This window comes from uncultured Thiohalocapsa sp., assembly GCF_913063425.1.
GTDB lineage: Bacteria > Pseudomonadota > Gammaproteobacteria > Chromatiales > Chromatiaceae > Thiohalocapsa.
Window position 1 is genome coordinate 19,734 of record NZ_CAJXYK010000017.1, and the last position, 21,849, is coordinate 41,582.

A 21,849-nucleotide genomic window follows, 5' to 3' on the forward strand; every position below is an offset into this window, starting at 1 on the left:
TGACTACGCACGGGCCGCCCGCGCATGCACGGCGTCTCGCGCAAGGCCCGGCAGCCGGCGTCGGCACCGGCAGGCAGCAGATCGGCCGCCGGCGGCCTCACTCATCCGAAATCGACACATCCGCGCCGGCGGCGGTGAGCCTGGCGGTCTTGGCGTTGATGTAATCGAAGGGGCTGTCCGGAAACTCGCGGTACTTGCCGAGGCCCACGTACTCCAGCAGCCCGACGAAGTGGTAGCGGTAGAGCATGCTCTCGATACGGGCGATGTCCTCCTTGCTGCCGGCGGGGCCGTCCATCAGCACCAGGGTCGGGCGGTACTCGACACCCAAGTCATCTGCGAGCTGCGCGCCGGTGGTGGGCTTGCCGTCGGGGCCGGTGAATTCGGCATCGGACAGGGCGTCCACACGCACGACCGTGTAGGGTTTCAGCGCCGCGGCCACCTCCGGTGCCTTGAGGTGCCCGTCGTGCAGGGCGTCGCAGGCGCGGCAGGAGGCATCCTCGAACAGCAGCAGCAGCGGGCCGTCGATGGCGCTTAAGTTTCCGACATCGATGGCCTCCCGGATCAGCGCATGCTCGCGGAAGGCATAGGCGCCGGCGGCCGCCGCCGTCTCGGTCTTCTGCGCGTCCAGGTAGTCCGCGAGGGTCTGGCTCTGGTAGGCCTGCGCATCGACATAGTCCAGCACCTGCTTGAAGTCTTCGACGTTGCGGTAGCCGTTGACCCGCGCCACCGGCTCGTTCGTCTGGCTCATGAAGATCACCGTGGGCGTGTAGCGCACGCCGAGCGCCTCCGCCAGCGCCTTCTCGGGCATCGTGGTCTCGGCATCCATGGCCACCTCGCGGTCGCCGCGGATGTTGAGGGCGATGACGTCGAAGCGCTCCCGGAGCCAGTCGCTGTAGTCGCTGCCCTTGAAGTTCTCCTCGACCATTTTGTAGCAATAGGGGCAGCCGTTCATCTCCAGAAACAGGATGACGTGGCGGCCGGCATCGGTGGCCTCGTCCACGTCCTCGGCGATATCCAGGAAGCTCTCCTTGAACCAGTCCGGATGGCTGGATTGCTTACCGCCGAGCACCCGGCCGGTTTCCGGGGCAGCGCCGGCGTCGGCGGTCTCTGCCAACGTCGGTGCAGCGGCGAGCGCAAGCAGCGGTGCAACGAGCATCAGTGCAGGGTACATGGGGCGGGCAGGCATGGGTGTGGTCACTCTGTAGGGTGTCAACGATGGGGCCCGACGTGCAGCGCCGGTGCCGTGTGCAGACGCCGGACCCTCAGCCCGGCAGAGCTGCGACGGTGGCGTCCGCGCCCCAAAGCCGGTGGATCAGCGCGGCGGCCTGCTGCGGCGGGTCGGCGCTGGTCCAGAAGCGTGCCCGGCAGGGTCCATTGCCGGTGCGCAGCAGCCCGGCCGCGCCCAGGCGGTGCTGTACCTGACGCGCCACCGCGGCGCCTGCATCGGTGATGCGGACAGCGGGACCTGCGATGTCCGCGATCAGCCCCCGCACCAGCGGGTAGTGGGTGCAGCCGAGCACCAGGGTGTCTGCACCGCGGTCGATGAGCGGGCGCACCAGGTCCGCGAGCAGGGCGCGCAGGGCGTTGGCGTGGAAGTCCCCGGCCTCGATCAGCTCCACCAGCCCGGGGCAGGGCTGGGTGAGAACTTCCACCGCGCCGTGGAAGCGCCCGCGCAGGGCCTCGAACTTGTCGCTCCTGAGCGTGCCGCTGGTGGCGAGCACGCCGATGACACCGCTCCTGGTGCAGGCCGCCGCGGGCTTCACGGCGGGCTCCATGGCGATTATGGGCAACGCGTGGCGGGTGCGCAGGTGCGCGGCGGCAACGCCGGTGGCCGTGTTGCAGGCGATGACGATGGCCTTGGCCCCCTGCGCGAGCAGAAAGTCGGTGATCTGCTCAGCGCGTGCACGGATGACCGCCGTCGGGCGCTCGCCATAGGGAGCGAAGCCTGAGTCAGCGACATAGAGCAGGTGCTCGCCGGGCAGCAGACGGCGGATCTCGGCGAGGACGGTGAGGCCGCCGACGCCGGAGTCGAAGACGCCGATGGGGGCGTCGGCCGGCGCCTGCTGCGTATTCCGGGGGGCTTCCTCAGGGAGCTGTCGCCTGCGCCCGCTCGGGCTCACAGCACAGTCCTGGTCGGCTCCCGCCGCGACCTGCACCGCAGCTGGCTCAGGCGACGTCGCCGAAGCCGTAGGCGGGTGCACGCAGCTGAAGCATCGGCCCGTCTGCGCCGAGCTTGAGCCCGTCGCCCTCGGCGGCGGCGATTTCGGCCACCACCAGCAGCTCCCAGTGACCGGGCGCGCTGGCACGGGCATCCACCACGCGTCCCGGCCCCTGCTCCGAGGTGCTGCCGGGGGCGCTCAGCACATCGCCCGGCTTGGGCGGCGTGTCCGTGTCCACCTCGGCGATGTACATGCGCCGCTTGAGCTTGCCCAGGTACTGCATGCGGGCGACGACTTCCTGGCCCGTGTAGCAGCCCTTGTGGAAGCTTACGCCGTCGATGAGCTGCATGTTGGCCATCTGCGGCACGAAGGCGTCTGCCGTCTCCGGCACCACGGTGGGGATGCCGGAGCGGATATCGTGCAGCGCCCAGAGGTCGGGATTCGCCTGCGCTGCACCGGCGGCAGTCGCGCCTTCCCACAGGGCCTGCGCGTCTGCGGCCGGGCCGATGAAGAGATACCGCGGCACTGAGCCTGCAACGCGGATGAGCGCCGCATCGCCGGCGCGCGCCATGTCGTTGTCGCCCTGTGGCAGGCTGCCGAAGCGCTCGGCCAGTGCCCCGTCCGCGCAGGCACCGATGACGCCGCAGCAGACCAGCGCATCGCTGGCATCGTCGATGGTGGCGTCCGTTCGCAGCTTGAACATGCGCAGGCGCTTCAGCAGCGCGTCCATCTGGCTGCGCGGCAGCACCAGGAAAATGGTCTCCTCGATGCGGAGCAGGCGGAAATTGGCCAGCATGCGGCCCTTGGGGCTGCAATGGCTGCTGAGCTGGCTGTGGGTGTCGGAGAGCTCGCGCACGTCGTTGCTCACCTGGCCTTGCAGGAAGTCCGCGGCCTGCGGGCCGCCGACGGCGATGAGCCCGAGGTGGGAGAGGTCCGTGACGGCGCAGTCCGGGTCCGCCGGTGCGGACGCGAAGCGCGCCGCCCCGTCGTCTGCGACGGCGGCGCCGCGTGCACTGAGGAAGGCTTGCCAGTCCTGGTTCATGGTGTCTCGTCTCGCTTGCTTATGGGGCCGGGAACGGGCAGGCTGGAAAGCATAGCGGCTGCCCCCACGGCCGTCGATCTCTCTCGCAGCCCCATGTGGGGCCGGGTCGGCGGTGTTTCGCGCTGCCGGTTCCCACCGCTGCGCCCTGCGCTGCCGCGTCCCGTCGGCGGCCGTCGGGTCGGCGGAGCGGGCGCCGGGTCCCCTGTGCCCAATGCCGACCCCATCAGCCTTGTTCTCGACGTCATAGCTCCTGGCCCATCCATGCCCATCGCCGCCGACAGCCTCGTGCTCTACAAAATCCATCCCGCCCGTGTGGTGAGCGTCGGCGAGAAGATCGAGATCGAGCTCGAAGGCGGGCAGAGCAAGCGGGTGCGTCCCAAGGACATCACGCCCCTGCACCCCGGCCCGCTCAAGCGGCTCGCGGAGCTGGGCGAGCCCGGCGCCGGGCAGCTGCAGGAGGCCTGGGAGCTGCTGGAGGGCGCCGAGACAGACCTGAAGGAGCTCGCCGAGCTCATCTACGACGCATTCACCCCTGCCAGCGCCTGGGCCGTGTGGCGACTGCTCGATGAAGGGCTGTATTTCCACGGCTCGCCCGATGCCATCCGGCCCCGCAGCCGCGAAGCCATCGAGCAGGACCGTGCGGAGCGCGAAGCCAAGGCCCGGGCCGAGGCCGAGTGGGCGGGCTTCATGCAGCGGTTGGCTGCGGGGCGGATCATCGACGACGACCGCCCGCGACTTGCCGAGGTGGAGCGGCTCGCCAACCAGCAGGGCGAGCACAGCCGGATTCTGAAGGCACTCGAGCTGCCCGAGACCCCGCAGGCGGCCCACCGCCTGCTGGTGGGTGTGGGCTGTTGGCCGCCTGAGCACAATCCCTACCCGGCCCGCAGCAATGTCACGGTGACCGATCCGGAGCTGCCGGTGCCGGCGCTGCCGGAGGAGGCGCGACTCGACCTCACGCATCTGTCCGCCTTCGCCATCGACGACGAGGGCAACCAGGACCCGGATGATGCCGTCAGCATCGACGGCGCGCGCATCTGGGTGCACGTGGCGGATGTCGCCGCGCTGGTGAGCCCGGACGACGCCCTGGACCAGGAGGCCCGGGCCCGCGGTGCCAACCTCTACCTGCCGGAGGGCATCGTCAACATGCTGCCGGCGGCGGTGACCGAGCAGCTCGGCCTCGGCTTGCAGGCCACCTCGCCGGCGCTGTCCTTCGGCGTCACGCTGGGCGAGGACGGCCGGCTCGCCGATATCGACATCCGGCCCAGCTGGATCCGCGCCCAACGCCTGACCTATGCCGAGGCCGAGGCCCGGCTCGCCGAGGCGCCCTTCGCGGCCCTGGATGCCGCCGCGGCCCGCTTCCGCGCCCGCCGCGTGGCCCAGGGCGCCGCCGGCATCGACCTGCCGGAGGTGAGCGTGCGCCTCCAGGACGGCGAGATCGACATCCGCTCCATCGACCGCCACGGCTCCCGCGCCATGGTGACCGATCTGATGCTCATGGCGGGCGAGGCCGCCGCCGCCTGGTGCGGCGAGCGTGGCATTACCATCCCGCACGCCACCCAGCCGCCGCCCGACAGCATCCAGCAACCGGAGGGGATGGCGGCGATGTACGCCTACCGGCGGCAGTTCAAGCCGAGTCGCACCAGCATCGAGCCGGGGCCGCACTATGGTCTCGGGCTCGACGCCTACGCCCGTGCCACCAGCCCGCTGCGGCGCTATGCGGACCTGCTGGTGCATCAGCAGATCCGCGCCGTGCTGCGCGGCGAGGCGCCGATGACGGCCGAGCAGGTGAGCGCCCGCGCCGGCGAGGCGGACCAGGGCGGCATCGCCGTGCGCCGCGCGGAGCGGCAGTCCAACCAGCACTGGAAGCTCGTTTACCTGCTGCGTAACAAGGCCTGGCAGGGGGAGGGCGTCGTTGTCGAGCTCGGCGAGCGCAAGGACACCGTCATCATCCCGGAGCTGGCGCTGGAGACGAAGCTGCGGGCCAAGGCTGATCTCAGCCTGGATCAGCGCCTGACGCTTAAGGTTGCCGAGGTGGACCTGTACGACCTGGATGCGCGGTTTCGGGTGCTCGGTTGAGGATCGCTGTGTCCGGTCCGTTCGGGTTGCGGTTCACGCAACGGGGCAGAGACAATAGGCGCCGCGGCCTATCGGGAGCTCGGCAGGGAGATGCCCGTCGGCAATGCATTGCTGGAGCAATTGCCCGTGGACCTGGACGATGTCGGTCAAACGGCGTGACCTGGTCCGCTGCTCCGAGGCCAACGGGTTCCGCCTTCTGAGGGAAGGCGCAAACCACTCCATCTATACCGATGGCTCGCGTACGTCGTCAATCGGTGGCGACCGCCGGCACGTCGCCCGGGCTCGCCGCCGCTGCCGGGGAAGGCGGCGGCTCGGGTGAACCGGTGGCCTCGTCGGGTGCCGGCAGCATTGCCACCGCCCGCTCGAAGTCTGCCCGGTTCAGGTACTGGATCACCACGCCGCCGTCGTCGTCGCGGGCGATGTCCATGCCCTGCTCCGGATAGAGCCAGTGCACGATGCCGCCCGGCTCGGCGCGCTTCTCGGCGGGCTCGCCGAAGCGCCCGGCGATGTCCCGCGGCTCCAGGCTCTTCCAGGGCAGATAGGTCAGGATGCGGATGGGGGTGTCCGCGAGCCGCTCCACATCCACCGGGTCCAGCTTCACCTTGCGGCTGCCGCTGCCGGTCTTGCTGATGCGAAGGCCCCGCTCGTACATGGCCGCGAGGTCGTCCTCCGGCACGTCCAGCGTGATGATCCAGTCCGCCTTCAGGTTGCTCAGAAAGATATTGTCGAAGTAGACCTCGACGGTGCGGCTGCCGTCGGGGTTTTCGAACAGGTTGATTTTGCCGTCCTCTCCCAGCAGCACACGCGCGTCCGCAAGCGTACTGTCACCGATGCTGAGGTCGAACACGCGCGTGTTGCCGGCCGCATCCCGGCTCACCTCCCAGGGATAGAGCCGCAGGCCCGAGCGCTCATCCGGCAGGATGGAGAGCAGCAGCCAGATGCCGATGAAGCCCATCAGCGCGGCGGCGAGGGTGGTGAGGATGATCTTGCGGTCCATGGATCGGAGTACGGAGTGCGGAGTTCGAAGTGCGGAGTGCGGAGTTCGAAGTGCGGAGTGGCCCAGGTGCATCGGCTCGGGGAGCCGGCCCTGTGCTGCGGCCTTCGCTCGTGAAACCGTTCTGCGGTGTCGCCGTTCGCCAGGCGCTTTGCGCCCCGGCTGGGCCTCGCCGGTCGCGTGTGCCGGGGTCTTAGTCGAGCATTAAGGCCGCGACCACGTCCCGCCCCTCGCTGACCAGGATATTGTAGGTGCGGCACGCAGCGCCGGTGTCCATCACCTCCACGCCGATGCCGCGCTCCAGCAGCGCGAAGTGTACCTCGGGGCTCGGAAACCGCTGCCGCGAGCCGGTGCCCAGAATCAGCACCTGTGTGGCATCGCCGAGCACCGCTTCCAGATGCGCGACGTTCAGCGAATCCACGTCCTTAGGCCCCCAGTCCAACTCCAGGTGCCCGGCGGACACCGCGATGCTGCGGGCGTAGTCCCGGCCGTTGATGCGCACGTGCCCGTCGCCGTAGGCCTCGATGACGTTGGCGCCGGTGTCTTCGAGCTCTGCGAATTTCATGATGAGCGGCCGGTTCTCAGGTGTCGGCACATGGCGTCGCGGCGCCTCGGTCCGGAGAAGCTGGCTACGAGGCGCCCCGAAGACAATGCTCAGCCCAGGTTTGCCAGGTCCAGCAAGCAGTCCGACAGCCCCGGAACCGGCACGGTCCGCTCGCCATGCAGCGCGCGGCTGCTCCGGTAGCCGTCCGGTCCTGGGCCGTGGCACCGCAGGATGGTCCCCGCTTGTGCGTCCACCAGCCACGCCTCCGGGATACCGCAAGCGGCATAGCGCGCGAGCTTCACGTCGCGATCCAGCGCGAGACTGCTGTCGGCGACCTCGATCAGCAGCAGAATGTCGGCCGGTTCCGGATGCCGTGTCCGGTATTTCGCGAGCGGCGGTGTGACGACCGCCAGGTCCGGCTCCGGCTCGTCGTGCGGACCGAGCCGCACCGGGTTCTGCACCCGCACCACCGCGGCATCGCCGACCGCGCGCATCAGGCGGTTCTGCAGCTCCGTGACCATCGACGCGTGCGGCGGTCCGATCGGCGGCATTTCCATCACGTCCCCGTCGATGAGCTCCACGCGCGCATCGGGAGACAGGATGCCCGCGTCCGCCATGCGGTAGTAGTCGTCTACCGTATAGCGGTGGCGATGGCGCAGCATCAGGTCTTGGGCGGTGGTTGCCATAGGGCTCGCTTGGGTGCAGGACGACCGATGACGCCCGGCCCGCTGACGTGGGCACGGGCTCCGGCATGGTCGAGGGCCAGTGTAGCCCATTGCGACGGCGCCCTGGGGTGATGCGGCGCCGCGACCCGGCGCGCCGTCGCATGCGGCGGCATGGGCACGGTTGCCCCCTGCACACTGGCAGCCCAAGGGCCTCCACTGCCCGCCCATGCTGACGCATCGCAGGGGACAGCGCCATGGCCACGGAGCGCGGCGCATCGCCCGAGGGGCGTGCCTTTCGCGCTCCGTTGCAGTATCCACTTGCCTCATCTAGGCTCGGCGCTCTGAAGGTTCAGCGACCACGGGGTGGATCCGAATGAACAATCTTCCCGCATCAGCCACATCCACCGCGTCCCCCGAGGCGGGGTCCGCCGACGGCCGGCTGGTCAGCGAAGCGGAGTACTGGGAGGACTGGTACGACGCCGGCGATGTCAGCTACGAGTGGAACGACGGCCGCCTGGAGGAGAAGCCGGTGTCGGATTTCGAGACCTTTCAGGTCTATCTCTGGTACCTGGAGCTGCTGCGGCACTACCTGCGGCAGCAGCCCATCGGCGAGGTGGTGGCGCTCGAGATGGGCTTCCGGCTGGCGCTCCCCACCGGCACGGTGATCCGCAAGCCGGACCTGGCCGTGGTCCTCGCCGACAATCCGGTGCCGCTGGACCTCAAGGACAGCTCCTACCATGGGGTGTTCGACCTCTGCGTCGAGGCCCTGTCCACGGAAAAGCCCGCCCATGTCCATCGTGATCTGGTGGTGAAGAAGGCCGAGTATGCCGCCGGCGGCGTGCCCGAATACCACGTGCTGCACCGCGAGCACGGCAACCTGGCCTTCTATGGCCTCACCCCCGGGCGCGTCTACGCACCGCTGCCGGTGCACGGCAGCGGCGACGACCGCGTGCTGCGCTCGCGGGTGCTGCCGGGCTTTCAGTTCCGCGTCAGCGATCTGATGCGCCGGCCGAATCCCGATGCCATGCGCCGCGACCCGGTCTACAGCGGCTTCGTGCTGCCGGAATGGACCCGTGCCGAACAGGCGCGCGAGCAGGCCGAGCGAGAGCGCGATGCGACCGCCCGCGAGCGCGATGCGGCCGCCCGTGAGCGCGATGCGACCGCCCGCGAGCGCGATGCGACTGCCCGCGAGCGCGATACGGTTGCCCGGGAGCGCGATGAGGCCCTCGCCGCGGCCCGTCGCGAGGCGGCCGCCCGGGCGGAGGCCGAGGCCGAGCTTGCGCGACTGCGGGCCGCTGCCGATAAGTGACGGGTCAGGCACTCTCCCTAGGCCATCCCCGGATGACAATGGTGCCTCACCAACCGGCGCCCGAACCCCGGAACACCCCCCGGACCATCCCCCGGAACACGCCCCGCAACACCAATGGCCGAGGACGCACGGCCCGAGCCGCCCCGCACCCGCATCCACCGCACGCCCGAGCAGGGCTGGGCCGGCATTGCCGCCGCGCTGGCCGAGGCGGGGCGTGTGGCCGCGGTGGGTGCCGGGGCCGATGCGGGCGGCGATCCGGCGACTGATTTCTATCGGGGTTCCCTTCTCGGTCTTGATCCCGATACCGATCCCGCTCCCGATCCCGATCCCGATAGCGATCCCGATAGCGATCCCGATCCGCCTACTGCGCCTGCCGCCACTGCGATGGCCGCGGAGGTCATTCTCGCCGCCGGCCGCTACCGGGGCACCGAGACGCTGCGGGTGCCCGCCGGCATCCGGCTGCGCGCCGAGCCCGGCGCGGTGCTGGAATGGGCCGGCGACGGCAGCGCGCTGCTGGTGGACGGCGCCCGGCGGGTGCAGCTGCGCGACCTCACCCTGGTCTCGGTGCTGCCGGACCTGGACGCGCGCGACGCGCCGGAGCAAACCGACGCGGCGCTGATCCACGTCCGCGACAGCCAAGACGTAGCGCTCACCGGCTGCCGCTGCCGGGGCGGCGGACTGCGGCTGCACGGCATCCACCTCCAGCGCAGCGACCGCTGCCGCGTGGACGGCGGCGGCGCCGAGGGCTGCCGCAGCGGGCTGGTCGTGCAGGCCGGCATCGGGCTCGCGGTGCGGGGCGGCGACTGGGGCGGGAATCGGCGCATTGGCCTCGCCATCTGGCGCGACGCGGCCGCGCCGGATCACCACACCACAGCGACGCTGACTGGCAACTACTACTACCAAAACGGCCACGAGGGCAGCGGCCGACGCGGGCGGCGAGGACCGGCTCGCCGCCCGCGGCCGTGGCCCGGCCTGGGCGCTGGCGCTGGTGTCGCCGGACGGCGCCGCGCTGGACGCGCTGGTGCAGGCCGCCGGCCGGGAGCCGCGCAACCGTGCCGCGACCCTGGCCCGGCAACGCGCCGCCGCCACCGACGAGGCCGACCAGCGCCCGCGGCTGGACCAGCCCTGGGTGCTGGACCTGGCCGGGCTCGCGCCCGAGCAGCCGGCGTCATCGGCCCCGCCGGCCGCCGGCGCGGCGTCGGCGACGCCACCGCCGCTGGCGGCGCAATGGCGGCACTTGCACGCGGCCCTGCACGCGCCCGCCGCGGTGCTGCCGGCGGACGCGGCCCGCTGCTTCACGCTCTACCTCGCGGCCCTCGCCGACTGGCACCAGGCGGCACCGGCCGATTCGGGCCTGCCGGCGCGCCTGGCCTTGCTGCTCGCAGCCTTCGAGGGGGCGCTGGACGCGCCGGGGCCGGTGCCGCCGGCCAAGGCAGGCATCGCCGGGCGCTTTCTGCACGAGGCGCTGGCGCTGCGCGACCTGTGCGTCGTGCTCGATGCGGACCTCGCCGCGCAGCACCTGGCGCCCCGGCTGGCGCAGGACTGGGCGCAGCTGCCGGCCGACTTCGCCGCCGCGCTGCGCCGGCGCTGCCTGGAGCGCGCCGGCACCCGGCTGATGGCGGAGCTGCTGGCGGCGCTGCTGATGCAGGGCACCGCGAGCCGCCGCCGCACCCGCGAGATCGCCGCGCGCTACCCGCCCGGCGACCTGGACGGCATCGCGCTCGGCCCACGCGCGCCCGCAAACGCCGCCATCGAGCAGATCGCGCAGGTGCTGGAGCTGCGGCTGGGGCAGCGGGCGCCGGGCGCTTGAGAGCGCCGGCTGCCGGCTGTTTCAGCAGCCTCGGCTCGCGCCGCTGCTGACGAGCTCCTCCGCCTTCTCCTGCATCCCCATGTCGATGGCCTGAGCGGGGTCTTCGAGCTGCTTGGCCCGGGCGGGATCGCGCACGTCCTGGGTGATCTTCTTGGGGATCAGCTCCGGATGCGCGCCCGCCTGTTGCCGGGCCCAGCGGCGCGCCGCGGCATCAACCGTTTCCCGGTCCGGCCATTTCAGCACGGACGAAGTCGGGGATCTCACTGGCATGGGCGATGGCGTCGGTGCTCTGCAGGGCCCCGTAATGCTCGAACGGGGCGCCCGCCGCATGACCGTTGGCGGCACGGTTGGCCATTGGCGTCAAATCTCCCGGTAGATCCGCGCCCCCTCGCGCACGAACTCCTCCGCCTTCTCCTGCATGCCGACTTCGATGGCCTGCCCGGCGTCCTCCAACTGCTTGGCCCGGGCGTAGTCGCGCACGTCCTGGGTGATCTTCATGGAGCAGAAGTGCGGGCCGCACATGGAGCAGAAGTGGGCGACCTTGTGCGACTGGTGCGGCAGGGTCTGGTCGTGGTACTCGCGGGCGCGGTCCGGGTCCAGGGACAGGTTGAACTGGTCCTCCCAGCGGAACTCGAAGCGCGCCTTGCTCAGCGCGTTGTCGCGCACCTGGGCGCCGGGCAGGCCCTTGGCGAGGTCCGCACCATGGGCGGCGATCTTGTAGGTGACGATGCCGTCGCGTACATCCTGCTTGTTGGGCAGACCCAGGTGCTCCTTGGGCGTGACATAGCAGAGCATGGCGGTGCCGTACCAGCCGATATTGGCCGCACCGATGCCGGAGGTGATGTGGTCGTAGGCCGGGGCGATGTCGGTGATGAGCGGCCCGAGGGTGTAGAAGGGCGCCTCGAAGCAGTCCTTCAGCTCTTTGGTGACGTTCTCTTCGATCATCTGAAGCGGCACATGGCCGGGGCCTTCGATCATCACCTGCACGTCCTGCTCCCAGGCGAACTTGGTCAGCTCGCCCAGGGTCTCGAGCTCCGCGAACTGGGCCTTGTCGTTGGCGTCCGCGATGCTGCCGGGGCGCAGGCCGTCGCCGAGGCTGAAGGACACGTCGTAGGCCTGCATGATCTCGCAGATCTCGGCGAAGTGGGTGTAGAGGAAGTTCTCCTGGTGATGGGCCAGGCACCACTTGGCCAGGATCGAGCCGCCGCGGGAGACGATGCCCGTCACCCGGTCCGCCGTCAGCGGGATGTAACGCAGCAGCACGCCGGCGTGGATGGTGAAATAGTCCACCCCCTGCTCGGCCTGCTCGATGAGGGTGTCGCGGAACATCTCCCAGGTGAGCTCCTCAGGCCTACCGTCCACCTTCTCCAGCGCCTGGTAGATGGGCACGGTGCCGATGGGCATGGGCGCGTTGCGCAGGATCCACTCGCGGGTCTCGTGGATGTTCTTGCCCGTGGACAGATCCATCAGGGTGTCGCCGCCCCAGCGGGCGGACCAGACCATCTTCTCGACCTCTTCTTCGATGCTGGACGTCGTCGCCGAGTTGCCGATGTTGGTGTTGATCTTCACCCGGAAATTCCGGCCGATGATCATCGGCTCCAGTTCCGGGTGGTTGATGTTGGCCGGGATAATGGCGCGCCCGCGGGCGATCTCGTCGCGGACGAATTCGGGCGTGATGCTGTCCGGCAGGCTGGCGCCGAAGGAGTGGCCGCGCTGCTGGCGCAGCAGCTTCTCGTAGCGCGGGTCGGTGCGCAGCTCATCCAGCCGCAGGTTCTCGCGGATGGCGACGTATTCCATCTCCGGCGTGATCTCGCCGCGGCGGGCGTAGTGCATCTGCGTGACGTTGCAGCCGGGCTTGGCGCGGCGGGGTGTGCGCAGGTGCTCGAAGCGCAGGTGCGCGAGTGCCGGGTCGTGCTGGCGGCGGCGGCCGAACTGCGACGTGGGACCGTCGAGCCATGCCGTATCGCCGCGCTCGTCGATCCAGGCGCTGCGCACATCCGGCAGGCCCTTGAGCAGATCGATGGACACGGCCGGGTCTGTGTAGGGGCCGGATGTGTCGTAGACGAAGATGGGCGGATTGTCTTCTGCGCCTTCGCCTTCGCCGGTGGGGGTCGGCGTCTGCGCAATCTCGCGCATGGGCACCCGGATGTCGGGTCGCGAGCCCGTGACATAGCACTTGGTGGCGGCGGGGAAGGGGCGGGTGACCGCGTCGGACAGCCGGGCGGTGGTGGTGACGAAGTCTTCGGGAATGGCGCTCATGTCGGCTCCTCGCGGCACGGGTGCCCAGGTCTGGGCAGGCCGGTTGCGGCGGGGAGCAGGGCGCAGGGGCGGGCTGGGAGTGACCGCGGTGCGTCCAGGCTTCCCTACGCCGGTGTCAACCGGATCAGGTTCAAAGGGACTGTCTCAGCCCACCTACAGCGGGCACCCCCAGCAGGACTGCGCCGCACGCTAGCCAAAGGGTGGATGGATTGCAACCGCGGCTTGCCATGGTCAATCCTTGGGCGCGCAGCCGCCCGCGCGCATGTGAGCTGCACCAGCGGCGTGGAATCCCGCTCTGCCGGTCATGTCTGCGTCACAGAAGTGCGTTAGCCTGCCGCGCCCGCCGCGCGCCGGCGCGGCGACCCCGAACGAAACCGAATCACCGGAGGACGATCATGAGAGTCACACCACTGATGCTGCTCGCAGCCCCCGTCGCCGTCGCGCTGACACTGGCGCTCGGCGGCTGCGGCGAAGGCGAAGAGACGACGCAGATGGAGGAAACTGCCGAAACAGCACCGGACGCAGCCGAGACGGCCGTCGCGGAGCCGAGCCGGCTGGAGGCCGCCCAGCGCGAGGCTGCCGCCGCAGCGGCCAAGCTCCGGGAGGCGGGCGAGCAGGCCGGTGCGGCCGCCGCGGACGCCGCCGGCAGCGCCATGGAGAGCGTGCAGGCCAAGGCCGGCGAAGCCGCCGCGAGCCTCAAGCAGGCCGGGGAGCAGGCGAGCGCCGCCGCAGCCGCCGCGGCCCAGGCCGCCTCCGAGAAGACCGCTGAGCTCACCCAGAGCACCCAGGCGCGGGCGGAGGAGATGATCGGCGAGGTGCAGGACTACCTGCGCGAGAACGACCTCAATTCCGCCCAGGGCATCCTCGACAAGCTGAAGGGATTGCGGGACCAGCTCTCCGAGGGCATGCAGACGGAGATCGACGAGCTCCAGCAGCGACTCTCCGACGAGGCGAACAGCCAAACCGCCGGCTGACATGACCGCACCTGCCTCCCCAGAGCATCCCGGGCTGCACGCCGAGCACGGCGATCGCCACGACGCCCACCAGGGGCACCAGCAGAGTCCCTGGCCCAGTGCGGCCGAGGAGCCGACCCAGGAGCCGAGCCTCGAGAGTCCGCAGATGGCCTCGGCGTCGTACCGGCTGGCCTACGCCGACATCGACTTCCTGCGTCGGGCGGAGCTGCGGCCCGTGCGCCTGCAGCTGGAGCTGCTCAAGGCGGAGCTGGTGCAGCAGGAGGCCGGTATCGACTCCACCGTGGTCATCTTCGGCAGCACCCGCATCCCGGAGCCCGAGGCGGCCCGCGCCCGGCTGCGTGCCGCCGAGGATGCCGCCGCGGCGGCACCCGACGACCCGGAGCTGGCCCGCCGCGCCGCGGTCGCCCGGCGCATTCATGCCAAGGCCAAGTACTACGACGAGGCCCGGCGGCTCGCCGCCATGATCACCCGGGTCTCGCAGCGCAACGGCCACCGCGACTACGTGGTGGTCACCGGCGGCGGGCCCGGCATCATGGAGGCCGCCAACCGCGGCGCGTTCGACGCCGGTGGCAAGAGCATTGGACTCCGGATAATGCTGCCTCGGGAAGAACGTCCAAATGAATACGTTACACCGGAATTGACCCTCCAGTTTCATTACTTCGCAGTGCGTAAGATGCATTTTATTTTGCGCGCTAAAGCGTTGGTGGTTTTTCCGGGTGGCTACGGTACTCTTGACGAGTTGTTCGAGACGCTTGCACTGATTCAGACGGGGAAGGTGCGACGGGTACCCGTGGTGTTGTTTGGGCGAGAATATTGGCATCGAATCGTTGATTTCGACGCGATGGTTGAAGAGGGTACCATTTCGGCTGCCGACAGGGAGCTGGTTCGATTCGTTGAGTGTGCAGATGAAGCGTGGACTGCTATACAGGATTGTTGGTCGGATTTCGCTCGCTGAGATGGCAGAGCATCGCTTGGCAAGTTACGAAGTGTCGCGATCAGCCCGGGAATTGTAGATTTCTCCACCGCTGTCCCGATAGGCGATCAACACCTCGCGAGCGCGGTCGCGGAGTACGTCAGTGGTGACTAAAATCCCCCGAGATTCTAGTGCGCCTACCCAGTCTGCCACTTTTGGTCCTTCGTCGAAGCCGATCTCCCGAGCGTCCGAATCGCTCGCTCCCGTGACGACCTTGCGAACGCCAGACCAAGGTATTGCGCCGAAGCACATGGCGCAGGGTTCTGTACTGGTCACTAGTTGATGGCTCGCGAGGTCTGGCGCGCCGAGATCGAATGCGCCAACGCATCGTTGCGCGGCGCTCAACGCAACGATCTCGGCATGAAGAATTGATAATTTCTGAGTTGTTACCAAGTTGACGCCCAAAGATACCAGCCGCCCGGAATCCTGTTCGAACACTGCGGCACCGAAAGGCCCGCCGGTGCGCTCAGCGATATTCCTCGCCGCAACATCGATCACGAATTCCATTTGGCTTTCAATGTCCAGCGTAGGCTGGTAGCTAGCGGCTTGGTCCTTAAGCCACGCTGGCGGCCGAAAAACGACTAAACCTTGTTGCGCACACATGATTAAACCAGGCCGAAGGTGTCGAAAAGTTTAACGCTGGCGATGAGAATTCCAAAACAAGCCAGAGCTAGCAACATGTAGAGAGATTTCTTGAATAGGGGTAGGCCCCTGGCACCTGCGCTGGCTTTGGTCTCGAAGCGGGCCGTTAGGCGGTAACTTTCGTCATCGAGGAGCTTCTTTTCCAGCATACTGGCTACATCGACACTTTCCTTGATGAAATCATTGTAGAGCTCAATCTTGCGCAGAAACTGCTCGGCAGTAGTTATCGCCAGCACACAGGCCGCAATTGCAAGTAGCGCGCCGAGGTCGATTGGGAGGCCGAGCAACCGTATCTCAGGCGCGTGTCGCCAGGCTGCATATCCGACGCCGAGGAACGCGGCTGACATTGTCAGTCCGGCCGTGCTTGCTTGGAGTCGGACGCTATCCAGATTGCTCAGCGTCATTCGTACTACCCGGTAGTATTCGAGGTCGTTACGATCTCCGACAATCACCGGCGTCGGTTGCTTGGCCTTCTCGTCAGTCATGTCTGATGCTCCCATGAGTTGGACTTCGTCAGGCTGAGGATACCCCCGCTAGAACCCGCCGGCGACTTTCCAAGTCGATCTGTCGCTGGTGAGCGGACCACGGCGTAGCATTGACTCAGTGTATGGCTTGGCTTGAGATAATTTATCCCTTTGATATTGCGTCCGGCCCAGATTCTGGCGAATCCTAGCGGGATGCTCGGCAATCCCCGAGCCGACCCACCACCGGCTGGAGCAAAACAAGCATGACCGACCGTATCACCGTCGGCGGCCTCCAGGTCGCCGCGCCCCTGCATGACCTGATCCGCGACGAGATCGCCCCCGGCACCGGCATGGAGCCGGATGCCGTCTGGACCGCCCTCGCCGACATCGTGCGCGAGCTCGCGCCGCGCAACCGGGCGCTGCTCGAGCGCCGCGATGCGCTGCAGGCGCGGATCGACGCCTGGCACCGCGAGCGCCGTGGGCAGCCCATCGATGCGGCCGCGTACAAGGCGTTCCTTCAGGATATCGGCTACCTGGAGCCGGAGGGGCCCGACTTTGCGGTGACCACCGCCAACCTTGACCCGGAGATCGCCACCATCGCCGGCCCGCAGCTGGTGGTGCCGGTGAACAACGCCCGCTACGCACTGAACGCCGCCAATGCCCGCTGGGGCAGCCTCTACGACGCCTTCTACGGCACCGACGCCATCCCGGAAGACGGCGGTGCCGAGCGCGGCGGTGATTTCAACCCGGTGCGCGGCGAGCGCGTGGTGGCCGCCGCCGTGGACTTCCTCGATCAGCACTTCCCCCTCACCGGCGGCGCCTCCCACGGCGCCGTGGCGGGCTATCGGGTCGAGGACGGTCGGCTGCTCGCCGGCGACGCGTCGCTCGTGGACCCGGGGCAGCTCGCGGGCTGGCAGGGCCCCGCCGATGCGCCCACCGCCGTGCTGCTGGAGAGACACGGCCTGCACGTGGAGCTCGCCATCGACCGCACGCACCCCATCGGCGCCAGGAGCCCGGCCGGGGTCAAGGACGTGGTGCTGGAGTCGGCGGTGACCGCCATCCAGGACTGCGAGGACTCCGTCGCCGCCGTGGACGCCGAGGACAAGGTCGGCGTCTATCGCAACTGGCTCGGGCTCATGCGCGGCGATCTCACCGCCAGCTTCAGCAAAGGCGGCAAGATGATGGAGCGCAGTCTGAATCCGGACCGGGTCTATACCGCGCCGGGCGGCGGTGAGCTGACCCTGCCCGGGCGCTCCCTGATGCTGGTGCGCAACGTCGGCCACCTGATGACCACCGACGCCGTGCTGACGGCGGACGGCGAGGAGATTCCCGAGGGCTTCCTGGACGGCCTGGTGACGGTGCTCGCGGCCATGCACGATCTCAAAGGTCTGGGGTCCGTGCGCAACAGCCGTGCCGGCAGCGTCTACATCGTCAAGCCCAAGATGCACGGCCCGGACGAGGTGCAGCTCGCGGTGGACCTGTTCGCGCGCATCGAGGATGCCCTGGGACTGCCGCGGAACACCCTCAAGATCGGCATCATGGACGAGGAGCGGCGCACCACGGTGAACCTCAAGGAGTGCATCCGCCGCGCCTCGGAGCGGGTCATCTTCATCAACACAGGCTTCCTGGACCGCACCGGGGACGAGATCCACACCAGCATGGAAGCGGGCCCGATGCTGCGCAAGGGCGCCATGAAGACCGCACCCTGGCTGCTGGCCTACGAGGACTGGAATGTGGATGTCGGCCTCGCCTGCGGCCTGCGCGGCCATGCGCAGATCGGCAAGGGCATGTGGACCATGCCGGACGAGATGCGCGCCATGCTGGACACCAAGATCGGCCACCCCAGGGCCGGTGCCAACTGCGCCTGGGTGCCGTCGCCCACCGGTGCCACGCTGCATGCGCTGCACTACCACGCCGTTGACGTCGCCGCGCGCCAGGCTGAGCTCGCCGCTGACGGTCGCCGCGCGCAGCTCGACACCATCCTGACCATCCCTCTCGCCGACCCGGCCGACTGGAGCGCCGAGGACATCCAGCAGGAGCTGGACAACAACTGCCAGGGCATCCTGGGCTATGTGGTGCGCTGGATCGACCAAGGCATCGGCTGCTCCAAGGTGCCGGACATCAGCGACACCGGCCTGATGGAGGACCGTGCCACGCTGCGCATCGCCAGCCAGATCCTCGCCAACTGGCTGCACCACGGCGTGGTGGACAAGGACCAGGTCATGGCCACCCTCAAGCGCATGGCGGAGGTGGTGGACCGCCAGAACGCGGGCGACCCGATGTATGCGCCCATGGCCCCCGGTTTCGACGGCATCGCCTTCCAGGCCGCCTGCGATCTCATCTTCCAGGGGCGCGCCGAGCCCAACGGCTACACCGAGCCCGCCCTGCACCGCCGCCGGCGCGAGCGCAAGGCACAGGGCTGACGCCGTCCATCTCCCGCCGGGACGTGCATTCGGCGTCCCCGCAGCGACCGGGCCTCCGCAACGGAGACCCATGCTGATGGCTTGCAGCCACGCACCAGCGTCGCTGCGGGCCGCCGGCCACGCCGGCGGCCTGTATCCCCCCACTGAGCACAGGTGCACGAGCGCCGGCTGACGTGCCGCTGCACGTAGGCCGGCATCGGTTGCCCGCGCTCCGGTACGCACCGTGACTCGGCTGCGCCGACGAGGTCACCTCGCCGAGCGTCCTATCCGCCCCTGAGCCCCGTCTGAGGAGATGCCGTTTCAGCGTGCCGTCCCGGCCTGCCGTGGCGGATGTTCCCCGCGATCACGGACAGCGCAACACCCACCCGCAGGATATTGAAACAGCTTGGGTGTTAAGGCTGACGATAAATACGGGTTCCCCCTATTACACAGTCAGGATAACGGCGAGTGTCAACCTGCCGTGTGCGGCATACGCTGTAGATGCATTGGCGCTTGGGGCGATGGCACCGGCGGCCCAGCACAGCGGTGGGCCGATGCCTGAGCAGCGGCCCTGTTGTCCTGCTCAAAGCCCTCATTGAAAGCCGGCGCAGTGCATCGGTGTCCGCCCAGGGTCACCAGACCTGAGGAGAGGCTCCGACGGGGCATTGCACCGGCAACTGTAAGCGGAAGCGCTTGCTCTGCCGTTGCTTTAGTCGTTTCCCGGATTGCGCACCTTGATGTGGAAGTGAGATCGGTAGACTTGGGCGCTTGTCGGGATGGCACCTGCGTATTTCTCGTGGAGATGCCGGTGCCGTGCGTGGCGGTTCATTCCCCAAAGGAATGGTGGTGGCCGTGTTTCTCGGGATCAGTCATTACCTTAATCAAGATCGGATTGAGCCGACCGAAGTTTGTGTCAACAAATCCTCATCCTGCTGCAGTGTCGCTCCTCGCGATTGTGCAGGTATTCGCCACGGGCGCCTTGGCAGAGCCGGCGCCTTACACCCTAGGGGTCGGCGACCGGATTGCCGTCTCCGTGCATGAGCGGGATGACTTGTCCGGCACCGCCCAGGTGCGAGCGCCGGGGGTCGTCAATCTGCCCGGCCTCGGCGAGCTGTCCGTACTGGGCCTGACCACCGCGGAGGTGGGAGAGCGGATGACGGCGCGCTTGAGCCTGAAGCGCGACACCGATGCCAAGCGCGCGCGGGTCGAGATCGTCGAGATGCGGCCCTTCTACGTCACGGGCGACGTCAATGCGCCCGGGGCCTATGAGTTTCGCGAAGGTCTGATGGTGATGCAGGCCGTCGCCCTCGCCGGCGGCCATAAGACCATCGATCAGGACAACCTCTACGTCGAATCGGAGTTGGCCAGGACGCGCGAGCGGCTGGCCCAGGCCATGGACTCGCTCGGTGTCGAATTGCTGCGCAAGGCACGCCTGGAAGTGGAAATGGGGTCGGTGGAGACCTTGGTGGTGCCGCAGGAGGCGGCGGATCTGCTCACAGCCGTGCGGCGGCGGGAAGCGCTTGCCGCCCAGCAAAGACTGCTTGCCGAGCGCACACAGGGACTCGCTGCGCGCATCGGCTCGCGGCAGGAGCGCAAGGCGGTATTCGATGAAGAGATTGCAGCGCATGAGCGCCAGATCATGGCGGCCGACGAGCAGCTGGAACTGATCGAAGAGGAGATCCGGACGGTCAATACGGCCAAAGGCATCGTCGTGCCGAAGACGCATATCCTTGGCCTGCGGCGCCTGGCGGCAGGCCTTCGCGGCGAGCGGGGCGAGCATACGGCGGACATCGCCAAGGCGAGGGAGCAGCAGGCCGTGCTGGATGAGGAGATCATTCAGCTGAGCGCGGATCGCGCCATGACCGTGCAGCAGGAGCTGAAAGAGGTCGACGACGCGATTGCAGGGCTGCGTATCACGATTCAGGAACTGACCCGTTTTCTGGCGAAGCTGAGCGGCACGGCAACCCTGGCCGACCTCCTGCGCGACGGTGCCGGCGAGATGCCCGCTGCCGTGATTCTGCGCGCCGACGGCGACACCCTGCGCACCATCGCCGCCACGGACACCACAATGGTGCAGCCCGGCGACGTGTTGCGTATCCCGCTGCAGTTCGCTCCGCAGGGCCTCGGTCGAGCCCAGGGGCAGTCAGCTGCGTCCAGCCGCTCCCCGTCTGCCGAGCCGTTGCGTCGTGGTCCGGTGCACGCGCGCAGTGTGCCGACCGCAGGCGGCGAATGACATGTGTGCACGCTTACGTCATGCAGCTGTCGCGGGCAGCTCCGGCGGCACCTGCGGAGGGCCCGGTCGCGGCGCATCCTCCGGCGCTGGCGGATGGGCCGCGGCCTGGCGGCGCCGAGCGGGTGCGCAGAGGTGGTGATGGCCACGATGCCGATAAGCAGCCCGCACTGTCCCCCGCACTGTCCGGTACCCGCGGAGGTCGGCGACGCGCTTTGCGACGGCCGCGACGCACCGGCGGACTGCATCGCGCAAGCCCTCTCGGTGGCCGTTGTGGTGCCCACGCTCAATGCGTCGCCCTATCTGGATCGCCTCATTCCGGCCCTGTCGCGCCTGGACCCCGCCCCGGCAGAGATCCTGATCCTCGACTCGCAGTCCGATGACGACACGGCGCAACGCTGCCGTGCAGCCGGCTTTCGGGTGCATGTCATCGCGCGTGCGGCCTTCGGTCATGGGCGCACCCGAAACCTGGCGGCGCGGCTCGTGGAGGCCGATGTGCTGATCTTCATGACGCAGGATGCCGTGCCGCTGGACACGCGGCTCCTGGCGCATCTGCTCGCGCCGTTCAATGATCCGCGCATCGGTCATGCCTTTGCCCGGCAGGTGCCCCACGCCTATGCAACGCCGGCGGCGGCCTTTGCCCGCAGCTTCAATTATCCGGCGGTCTCACGCTTGGTGGCGTGGCGGGACGTGCCCAGTCTCGGCATCGGTGCCTTCTTCACGTCCAACGCCTGCGCGGCCTATCGGCGCAGCACCTTCATGGAGCTGAACGGTTTTCCTGAGGATGTACCGGTCAGCGAGGACACGCTCTTCGCTGCAAAGATGCTGCACGCCGGCCATGCGCTCTGTTATGTCGCCGAGGCGCGCGTGGCGCACAGCCATAACTACAGCCTGCATCAGGAGCTCCGCCGCTACTTCGACATCGGTGTCGCGCATGCGCGGGCGCCGTGGTATCGGGCGCTCGCCGGCAATCTGGAGGGACGCGGCCGGGCTTTCGTCGTTACCGAGCTGCGGGGTCTGTGGATGTCCGGGCGTGCGCTCCTGATTCCCGCTGCGATCATGCGCAATGCCGTCCGCTGGGTGGGCTATCGCACGGGCCGGCACTACCGCTTGTTGCCACGCCCACTGCGACGGTGCCTGAGCGCGCAGCCGCAGTTTTGGGCGAGGGCGCGCGGCTGGCGTCGCGCGGGTGTCGAGCGGCCCTCGCAGCCGTGGGTCTAGGCGGTGCGTGCATGGGCCAGGTGCGCACAGCCGTGCGGACGACGTGCAAGCGCATGCCGCGGGCAAGGCTGCGCCGGCGGCCCCT

At 68.7% G+C, this 21,849-nt stretch carries 19 protein-coding genes and 1 riboswitch; of the genes, 8 read left to right on the top strand and 11 right to left on the bottom strand.

Annotation, left to right across the window (positions count from 1 at the left end; translation table 11 throughout):
- Window positions 1–97: 97 nt before the first annotated feature.
- The 3 genes from QZ607_RS11200 to QZ607_RS11210 form a co-directional block, all read right to left on the bottom strand.
- Window positions 98–1,186, bottom strand: a complete 1,089-nt coding sequence (locus QZ607_RS11200) for a thioredoxin fold domain-containing protein (protein ID WP_295882696.1) — start codon at window positions 1,184–1,186, stop codon at window positions 98–100.
- Window positions 1,187–1,262: 76 nt separating this feature from the next.
- Window positions 1,263–2,120 (bottom strand): glutamate racemase, encoded by an 858-nt coding sequence (gene murI / locus QZ607_RS11205; protein WP_295882697.1) that lies wholly within the window; start codon window positions 2,118–2,120, stop codon window positions 1,263–1,265.
- A 46-nt stretch (window positions 2,121–2,166) separates the two neighbouring features.
- The gene (locus tag QZ607_RS11210; RefSeq protein ID WP_295882698.1) at window positions 2,167–3,201 is read right to left on the bottom strand and encodes a folate-binding protein; all 1,035 of its coding nucleotides are present in this window, start codon (window positions 3,199–3,201) and stop codon (window positions 2,167–2,169) included.
- 261 nt (window positions 3,202–3,462) lie between these two features.
- Here QZ607_RS11210 and QZ607_RS11215 point away from each other — a divergent pair, with 261 nt between their 5' ends.
- Window positions 3,463–5,277, top strand: a complete 1,815-nt coding sequence (locus QZ607_RS11215; RefSeq protein WP_295882699.1) for an RNB domain-containing ribonuclease — start codon at window positions 3,463–3,465, stop codon at window positions 5,275–5,277.
- A 247-nt stretch (window positions 5,278–5,524) separates the two neighbouring features.
- Here QZ607_RS11215 and QZ607_RS11220 read toward each other — a convergent pair whose 3' ends face one another.
- The 3 genes from QZ607_RS11220 to QZ607_RS11230 all read right to left on the bottom strand — a co-directional run bounded on the left by QZ607_RS11220 (window position 5,525) and on the right by QZ607_RS11230 (window position 7,501).
- The gene (locus QZ607_RS11220) at window positions 5,525–6,274 is read right to left on the bottom strand and encodes a hypothetical protein (protein WP_295882700.1); all 750 of its coding nucleotides are present in this window, start codon (window positions 6,272–6,274) and stop codon (window positions 5,525–5,527) included.
- Window positions 6,275–6,464: 190 nt separating this feature from the next.
- Window positions 6,465–6,836: an Mth938-like domain-containing protein gene (locus QZ607_RS11225; RefSeq protein ID WP_295882701.1), complete on the bottom strand. Its 372-nt coding sequence runs from the start codon at window positions 6,834–6,836 to the stop codon at window positions 6,465–6,467.
- A gap of 89 nt (window positions 6,837–6,925) precedes the next feature.
- A complete protein-coding gene (locus QZ607_RS11230; RefSeq protein WP_295882702.1) occupies window positions 6,926–7,501 on the bottom strand; it encodes a Uma2 family endonuclease in 576 nt (191 codons plus the stop codon).
- Window positions 7,502–7,853: 352 nt separating this feature from the next.
- Here QZ607_RS11230 and QZ607_RS11235 point away from each other — a divergent pair, with 352 nt between their 5' ends.
- Both QZ607_RS11235 and QZ607_RS11240 read left to right on the top strand, forming a co-directional pair.
- Window positions 7,854–8,789, top strand: coding sequence for a Uma2 family endonuclease (locus QZ607_RS11235; protein WP_295882703.1), 936 nt, complete (start codon window positions 7,854–7,856; stop codon window positions 8,787–8,789).
- A gap of 988 nt (window positions 8,790–9,777) precedes the next feature.
- Entirely contained in the window at window positions 9,778–10,599 is an 822-nt protein-coding gene (locus QZ607_RS11240; protein WP_295882704.1) for a hypothetical protein, read from the top strand.
- A gap of 21 nt (window positions 10,600–10,620) precedes the next feature.
- Here the strand turns inward: QZ607_RS11240 and QZ607_RS11245 are convergent, their stop codons facing one another.
- Genes QZ607_RS11245 through thiC form a run of 3 tightly spaced genes read right to left on the bottom strand, consistent with a single transcriptional unit; the run spans window position 10,621 to window position 12,858 of the window.
- Window positions 10,621–10,842, bottom strand: a complete 222-nt coding sequence (locus QZ607_RS11245) for a hypothetical protein (protein ID WP_295882705.1) — start codon at window positions 10,840–10,842, stop codon at window positions 10,621–10,623.
- Window positions 10,811–10,954, bottom strand: coding sequence for a hypothetical protein (locus QZ607_RS11250; RefSeq protein ID WP_295882706.1), 144 nt, complete (start codon window positions 10,952–10,954; stop codon window positions 10,811–10,813). The genes QZ607_RS11245 and QZ607_RS11250 overlap by 32 nt, the downstream gene beginning before the upstream one ends.
- Before the next feature lie 5 nt (window positions 10,955–10,959).
- Window positions 10,960–12,858 (bottom strand): phosphomethylpyrimidine synthase ThiC, encoded by a 1,899-nt coding sequence (gene thiC / locus QZ607_RS11255; protein WP_295882707.1) that lies wholly within the window; start codon window positions 12,856–12,858, stop codon window positions 10,960–10,962.
- A gap of 84 nt (window positions 12,859–12,942) precedes the next feature.
- Window positions 12,943–13,038: riboswitch (TPP riboswitch) on the bottom strand.
- A gap of 215 nt (window positions 13,039–13,253) precedes the next feature.
- Between thiC and QZ607_RS11260 the strand changes: the two genes are divergently transcribed.
- Together QZ607_RS11260 and QZ607_RS11265 are read left to right on the top strand one after the other, a co-directional pair.
- Window positions 13,254–13,832, top strand: coding sequence for a hypothetical protein (locus QZ607_RS11260; protein ID WP_295882708.1), 579 nt, complete (start codon window positions 13,254–13,256; stop codon window positions 13,830–13,832).
- 1 nt (window position 13,833) lies between these two features.
- Complete coding sequence (locus tag QZ607_RS11265) at window positions 13,834–14,787, top strand: TIGR00730 family Rossman fold protein (protein ID WP_295882709.1); 954 nt, start codon at window positions 13,834–13,836, stop codon at window positions 14,785–14,787.
- A 24-nt stretch (window positions 14,788–14,811) separates the two neighbouring features.
- Here the strand turns inward: QZ607_RS11265 and QZ607_RS11270 are convergent, their stop codons facing one another.
- Both QZ607_RS11270 and QZ607_RS11275 read right to left on the bottom strand, forming a co-directional pair.
- On the bottom strand, window positions 14,812–15,312 hold the full coding sequence (locus QZ607_RS11270) for a nucleoside deaminase (protein WP_295882711.1): 501 nt from the start codon (window positions 15,310–15,312) through the stop codon (window positions 14,812–14,814).
- A gap of 98 nt (window positions 15,313–15,410) precedes the next feature.
- Window positions 15,411–15,932, bottom strand: a complete 522-nt coding sequence (locus QZ607_RS11275; protein ID WP_295882713.1) for a hypothetical protein — start codon at window positions 15,930–15,932, stop codon at window positions 15,411–15,413.
- A 242-nt stretch (window positions 15,933–16,174) separates the two neighbouring features.
- Between QZ607_RS11275 and QZ607_RS11280 the strand changes: the two genes are divergently transcribed.
- The 3 genes from QZ607_RS11280 to QZ607_RS11290 all read left to right on the top strand — a co-directional run bounded on the left by QZ607_RS11280 (window position 16,175) and on the right by QZ607_RS11290 (window position 21,764).
- Window positions 16,175–18,334, top strand: coding sequence for a malate synthase G (locus QZ607_RS11280; RefSeq protein ID WP_295882716.1), 2,160 nt, complete (start codon window positions 16,175–16,177; stop codon window positions 18,332–18,334).
- Window positions 18,335–19,115: 781 nt separating this feature from the next.
- Window positions 19,116–20,546 (top strand): polysaccharide biosynthesis/export family protein, encoded by a 1,431-nt coding sequence (locus QZ607_RS11285; RefSeq protein ID WP_295882787.1) that lies wholly within the window; start codon window positions 19,116–19,118, stop codon window positions 20,544–20,546.
- 147 nt (window positions 20,547–20,693) lie between these two features.
- A complete protein-coding gene (locus QZ607_RS11290; protein ID WP_295882718.1) occupies window positions 20,694–21,764 on the top strand; it encodes a glycosyltransferase family 2 protein in 1,071 nt (356 codons plus the stop codon).
- The last annotated feature ends 85 nt before the right edge of the window (window positions 21,765–21,849 follow it).